At 73.4% G+C, this 5,464-nt stretch carries 5 protein-coding genes and 1 pseudogene; 4 read left to right on the top strand and 2 right to left on the bottom strand.

The annotated features are described in order from the left end of the window. The 4 genes and pseudogenes from G3I40_RS14945 to G3I40_RS14930 form a co-directional block, all read left to right on the top strand. A pseudogene (locus G3I40_RS14945) lies at positions 1-416 on the top strand (3-oxoacyl-ACP synthase); the annotation flags it as partial. Between the two features lie 41 nt (positions 417-457). After that, complete coding sequence (locus G3I40_RS14940; protein WP_164302662.1) at positions 458-1,456, top strand: 3-oxoacyl-[acyl-carrier-protein] synthase III C-terminal domain-containing protein; 999 nt, start codon at positions 458-460, stop codon at positions 1,454-1,456. Continuing rightward, complete coding sequence (locus G3I40_RS48140; protein ID WP_343244934.1) at positions 1,444-2,196, top strand: ferredoxin; 753 nt, start codon at positions 1,444-1,446, stop codon at positions 2,194-2,196. Before G3I40_RS14940 ends, G3I40_RS48140 begins: the two co-directional genes overlap by 13 nt. Then, positions 2,193-3,392 carry a cytochrome P450 gene (locus G3I40_RS14930; protein ID WP_164302661.1) on the top strand — a complete coding sequence of 400 codons (1,200 nt, stop codon included), beginning with the start codon at positions 2,193-2,195 and terminating at the stop codon, positions 3,390-3,392. Before G3I40_RS48140 ends, G3I40_RS14930 begins: the two co-directional genes overlap by 4 nt. Positions 3,393-3,406: 14 nt before the next feature. Here the strand turns inward: G3I40_RS14930 and G3I40_RS14925 are convergent, their stop codons facing one another. Then, positions 3,407-3,922, bottom strand: a complete 516-nt coding sequence (locus G3I40_RS14925; RefSeq protein WP_164302660.1) for an O-acetyl-ADP-ribose deacetylase — start codon at positions 3,920-3,922, stop codon at positions 3,407-3,409. Beyond that, complete coding sequence (locus G3I40_RS14920) at positions 3,919-5,337, bottom strand: NAD(P)/FAD-dependent oxidoreductase (protein WP_343244933.1); 1,419 nt, start codon at positions 5,335-5,337, stop codon at positions 3,919-3,921. Before G3I40_RS14920 ends, G3I40_RS14925 begins: the two co-directional genes overlap by 4 nt. Positions 5,338-5,464 lie beyond the last annotated feature (127 nt).

The raw sequence follows: 5,464 nt of genomic DNA, 5'->3' as shown, positions 1-5,464 counted from the left end.
CGCCCGCGCCGGGCGGCGTCGTCGCGGAAACGGCACTGCGGGCCGCCCTCGCGGACGCGGGCCTGTCCCCCGCAGACGTCGACCACGTCGACGCGCACGGCACGTCCACCCCGCTCAACGACCGGACGGAGGCCGCACTCATCGGCCGGGTCCTGCCACACGGCCCCAGCGTCACCGCGCCGAAGGGCGTGCTCGGTCACAGCCTGGGCGCGGCCGGGGCCGTCGAGGCGGCCGTCACCGCGCTGACCCTCCACCACGGCACCGTGCCGCCGATCGCCAACCTGACTCCGCAGGACCTCGAGTTCCCCCTCGACTGCGTGACCGGGGCGCCGCGCGCGCAGCGGGTGCGGGCCGCCGTCAGTCACTCCTTCGGATTCGGCGGGCACAACGTCGTGCTCGCGCTGATCCCGGCATAGGCCGCCGCACCGCACAGGCCTCGACGAAAGAGCGCATCCACTTGACCGCGTACAGCTCCCTCTCCCATGCGGCCGTGCACGTTCCGCCCGGCCGCCAGAGCGTCACCGAGGCGGAGGACCGCTTCCGCTCCCACAACCCGGACGTCACGCTGTCCCGCGGCGTCCTCCAGCACATGTACGGGCTGCTCGAAAGGACCGTCGCGCACGCCGACGAGCAGCCGTCCGACCTGGCCGCGCACGCCGCGCGCACGCTGTTCGGCGCGCCGGGTGTCGCCGCCCCCGACGACATTGATCTGCTCATCTTCACGGGGATCCTCGCCGACATGGAGGAGCCCGCCACCGCGCACGTCGTGGCCGACAAACTCGGCCTGAACTGCCCGGTGTTCGACCTCAAGAACGCCTGCAACGGCGTGCTGAACGCCATCGAGGTCGCCGACGCCTTCATCAAGGCCGGCCAGTACCGGCGCGTGCTGATCACCACGGCGGAGGTCTCCACCCGGGAGAGCCGGTGGTCGGTCGACGGCCAGGACGACGTCCTGACGGCGCTGCCCAGCCTGAGCACCGGAGACATGGGCTCCGCGCTGCTGATGGAGGCGTCCGAGCGGCCCGGTGTGCTCGGCTCGCGCTTCTTCGCCAATTCGTGGGGCTGGCCCGCCGCCACCCTCCCGAACCCGTACGCCCGTCACCGCTCCCTTGGCCACCTGCACATCGACTCGTCCCGACTCGTCGCGTCCTTCGAGGGACTGCCGCAGCGGATGCGCGCGGCCGTGCGCGACCTCGGGGTGTCCGTGGCGGACCTGGACCTGGTCTGCATCCACCAGCCGTCGGTCGCGTTCACGAAGGTGGCCTGCGACTGGGTGGGCGTGGACGTGGACCGGATCCACCCGACCTTCCCCACGCACGGCAACGTCGCCACGAACACGATTCCGCTGCAGCTGGCCACGGCACTGGAGTCGGGCCGGCTCCAACGAGGCGATCTTGTGGGCCTGTTCGGGTTCGCGAGCGGGGCGAGCGCCGGGGTGGTGGTGTGCACGTGGTGACGCCGCGCATCGCCCCGCTGCCCGTCGACGACTGGCCGCCCGCGCTCCGTGAGCTGCTGCACGCCTCCCGCCGCGACGGCGCGGGCCGCGAGAACCTCTTCGGCACGCTCGCCCACCATCCGCCGCTCGCCGAGGCCTGGCTGCACCTCGCCCAAGTCCTCACTCACCAGGGTCTGTTGGAACCGACACTGCACGAGCTGGCGCTGTTGCGCACCTCGCACCTGTTGCGCGCGCCGTACGTGCGCGCCCGCCACGAGGACCATGCGCGCGACGTCGGCGTCGCCCCGGAGGCCGTCGCCGCGACGGCGGCGGACCCGGCCGCGTACGACTGGAGCGCACCCGAGGCCGCCGTGCTGCGTGCGGTGGACCTGCTCGCCGTGGGCGAGGTGCTTCCCGAGCCGCTGTGGCGCGAGCTGTCCGGGATGTTCACCGCGGCCCAACTCCTCGAACTGCTCGTCCTCGTGGGCCAGTGCGCCATGGTCTGTACGACGCTGAACACGCTGCGCACCCCGGGCGGCGGCCCCACCGTGCGCGTCGACGCGGCGCGCTGCTGCAGCGCCGGGCAGTGCGTGTCCACCGCTCCGGACGTGTTCGCGCACGACGAGGACGGCCAGGTCACGCTGGTCGAGGAGCGGCCCGCCGTGACGGACCGGCTGCGCCTGGCCGCCGCGCTGTGCCCCAGCGGCGCGATCCACCTCACCGCACCGGACCGGATCACGGAAGAGGCATCCCTGTCATGACCTCCGCCCCACCCCTCCCGCTCGCCCTGCCCGCCCCGTACGGGTCCTGCCCGTTCACACCGCCGCCGGCCTACACCGAGGCGGCGGGCCGGGCCCCGGTCACCCGCTCGGTACTGCCCGACGGATCGGCCTGCTGGCTGGTGACGGGATATCAGGAAGTGCGCTCGGTATTGTCCGACGCCCGGTTCAGCGCCGACGCCCGCACCCCCGGGTTCCCGTTCCTGTCACCTGGGCAGCGCGAACTGGCCACCGCCAGACCGAGCTTCATCCGCATGGACGACCCGGAGCACGCCCGGCTGCGCCGCATGGTCACCAAGGACTTCCTGGTACGCCGCGTGGAGGAGCTCCGCCCGGGGATCCAGCGGATCGTCGACGAGCAGCTCGACGCGATGCTCGCGGGCGGCCAACCCGCTGATCTCGTACGGGACTTCGCGCTGCCGATCCCGTCCCTCGTCATCTGCCTGATGCTGGGCGTGCCGTACGAGGACCACGACCGGTTCCAGTCGCTCAGCCGCACCCTGCTCGACAACACCGCCTCGCACGACGAAGTGAGTGCCGCGCACGTCGAGTTGACCACGTTCCTGGAGCGGCTGGCCGAGCTGAAGTCCCGCGCGCCCGGCGACGACATCCTCAGCCGGCTCGCGGCCCGCCCCGACCTCACCCCGCAGCAGGTCGCCTCACTGGGCTTCCTGCTCCTGGTCACGGGGCACGAGTCGACGGCGAACATGACCGCGATCTCCGTGTGCGCGCTGCTGCGCGACCCCGCGCGGACGGCCCGCCTGCGCGCGGACCCGGCGCGCATCCCCGCGGCGGTGGAGGAGCTGCTGCGGCATCTGACCATCATCCATCTGGGGCTCGCCCGCGCCGCGAAGGAGGACGTCGAGGTGGGCGGGGTGACCGTCCGGGCGGGCGAGGGCGTCCTGTGCATGCTGTCCACGGCGAACCGGGACCCGGCCCTGTTCGGCGACGACGCCGACACCCTCGACCTGGAGCGCGACGCACGCCGCCACATGGCGTTCGGGTTCGGCGTGCACCAGTGCCTGGGGCAGACGCTGGCCCGCGTGGAACTGCAGCTGATCCTGGCCACGCTGCTGCGCCGGGTGCCGACCCTGCGCCCGGCCGTCCCCGAGTCGGAACTCTCGTACACGGAGCGGAACATCGTGTACGGACTCAGGGAGCTGCCCGTCGCCTGGTGAGCGCGCCCCCCGGTTCAGGTCAGGTGCCGGGCGAAGACCTCGTGCGCCCGGGCGTCGAAGACGACGAACCGCACCTCCTCGATGCCCGGTACGGCGCTCGCGCGGACCGTCTCGACGGCGATCCGCGCCCCGTCGTCCAGCGGCCAGCCGTAGATGCCGGTGGAGATCGCGGGGAACGCCACCGTGCGCGCGCCGAGTGCGGCGGCGGCCTTCAGCGACTCCCGGTAGCAGGAGGCCAGCAGCTCGGAGCGGTCCTCGCTCGCCGACCAGCGGGGCCCGACGGTGTGGATGACGTGCCGGGCCGGGAGCCGTCCGGCGGTCGTGGCCACCGCGTGCCCCGTCCGCAGTCCCTTGCCGTAGTGGGAGGCCCGCAGGGCGCGGCAGGCGGCGAGGATCTCGGGTCCGCCGCGCCGGTGGATCGCGCCGTCCACTCCCCCGCCGCCGAGCAGCGACGAGTTCGCCGCGTTCACCACGGCGTCCACGTCCTGCTCGGTGATGTCGCCCTGGACCAGGACCAGTCGGGGGCTCATGAGGCCCTCAGCCGCTTCCAGACGGCCTTCGCCGCGTTGTGCCCGGACATGCCGTGCACGCCGGGGCCTGGCGGTGTGGAGGAGGAGCAGAGGAAGACGGCCGGGTGCGGGGTGGTGTACGGGGACAGCGACAGCTTGGGGCGCAGCATCAGCTGGAGTCCGGCGACCGAGCCGGAGGCGATGTCACCGCCCACGTAGTTCGCGTTGTGCACGGCCAGTTCGGCAGGGCCCGCCGTGGCGCGGGCGAGGACCAGGTCCCTGAACCCCGGTGCGAAACGCTCCAGTTGACGCTCGATGGCGTCGGTCAGGTCGCCGTCCCAGCCGTTGGGCACGTGCCCGTACGCCCAGAAGGTGTGCTTGCCCGCGGGGGCCCGCGTCGGATCGGCGACGCTCGGCTGCACGGTGATGAGGAACGGCGCCTCGGGGGCCCGGCCCTCGACGGAGGCGGCACGCAGGGCCGTGCCGATGTCGGACTTGTAGGGGCCCACCTGGACGGTCCCGGCGGACCTGGCCTCCTTCGCGGTCCACGGCATCGGCCCGTCCAGCGCGTAGTCGATCTTGAAGACGCTGGGTCCGTACCGGAAGCGGTCGTAGTAGCGGCCGAGCCCCGCGATCCGGGCGAGGGCCCGGGGCGAGGTGTCGAAGACGTAGGCGCGGGCGGGCGGCAGGTCGTCGAGCCGCTTCACCTCGTAGTCGGTGTGGATCGCGCCGCCGAGGTCCTCCAGGTACGCGGCGAGCGCGTCCGAGACGGACTGGGAGCCGCCGCGGGCCAGCGGCCAGCCGCGCGCGTGTCCGGCGAGCGCGAAGACGAGCCCGATCGCGGACGTCGCGAAGCCGCCGAGCGGGGCGATGGTGTGGGCGACCATGCCGGAGAACAGGGCGGGGGCCCGCTCGTCGCGGAAGCGGCGCATGAGCCAGGTCGCGGGCGGCAGTCCGAGCAGCCCGAACCGGGCGAGGGTGACCGGGTCGCGGGGCAGCGCGCTCAGCGGCAGGGACATGAAGTCCTGGACCAGGGTGTCCCAGCGGTGCAGCAGGGGCTCGACCATGCGCCGGTAGGCGCCCGCGTCGCGCGGCCCGAAGGACGCGGCGGTCTCGGCGACCGACCGGGACAGGACGGCGGCCGTGCCGTCGGGGAACGGGTGGGCCATGGGCAGCTCGGGCTGCACCCACTCCAGGCCGTACCGCTGCAACGGCATCGCCCGGAACGCCGGGGAGTTGATGCCGAGCGGGTGGGCCGCCGAGCAGGGGTCGTGGCGGAAGCCGGGCAGCGTCAGCTCCTGGGTGCGCGCGCCGCCCCCGACGGTGTCCTTGGCCTCGAAGAGGGCGACGGACAGACCCCGCCTGGCCAGTTCGACCGCGGCGGTCAGCCCGTTGGGCCCCGCACCCACCACGACGACATCGAGCATCGACGGCACCTTCGGACTCCTTTGTCAGCCGACGGCCACTGCCCGCACAGGATATGCCGGAGCACGGGCGATGCCGGGCGCGGGTGCCGCCGCAGGCCGGCGGGCCGGGTCAGGCGCCGTCCGCCAGCAGTCCCGC

Origin of the sequence: Streptomyces sp. SID14478, from assembly GCF_010548525.1 — a bacterium.
Taxonomy (GTDB): domain Bacteria; phylum Actinomycetota; class Actinomycetes; order Streptomycetales; family Streptomycetaceae; genus Streptomyces.
The sequence above is the reverse complement of the archived record's forward strand: the minus strand, read 5'-3'. Positions and strand labels throughout refer to the sequence as shown.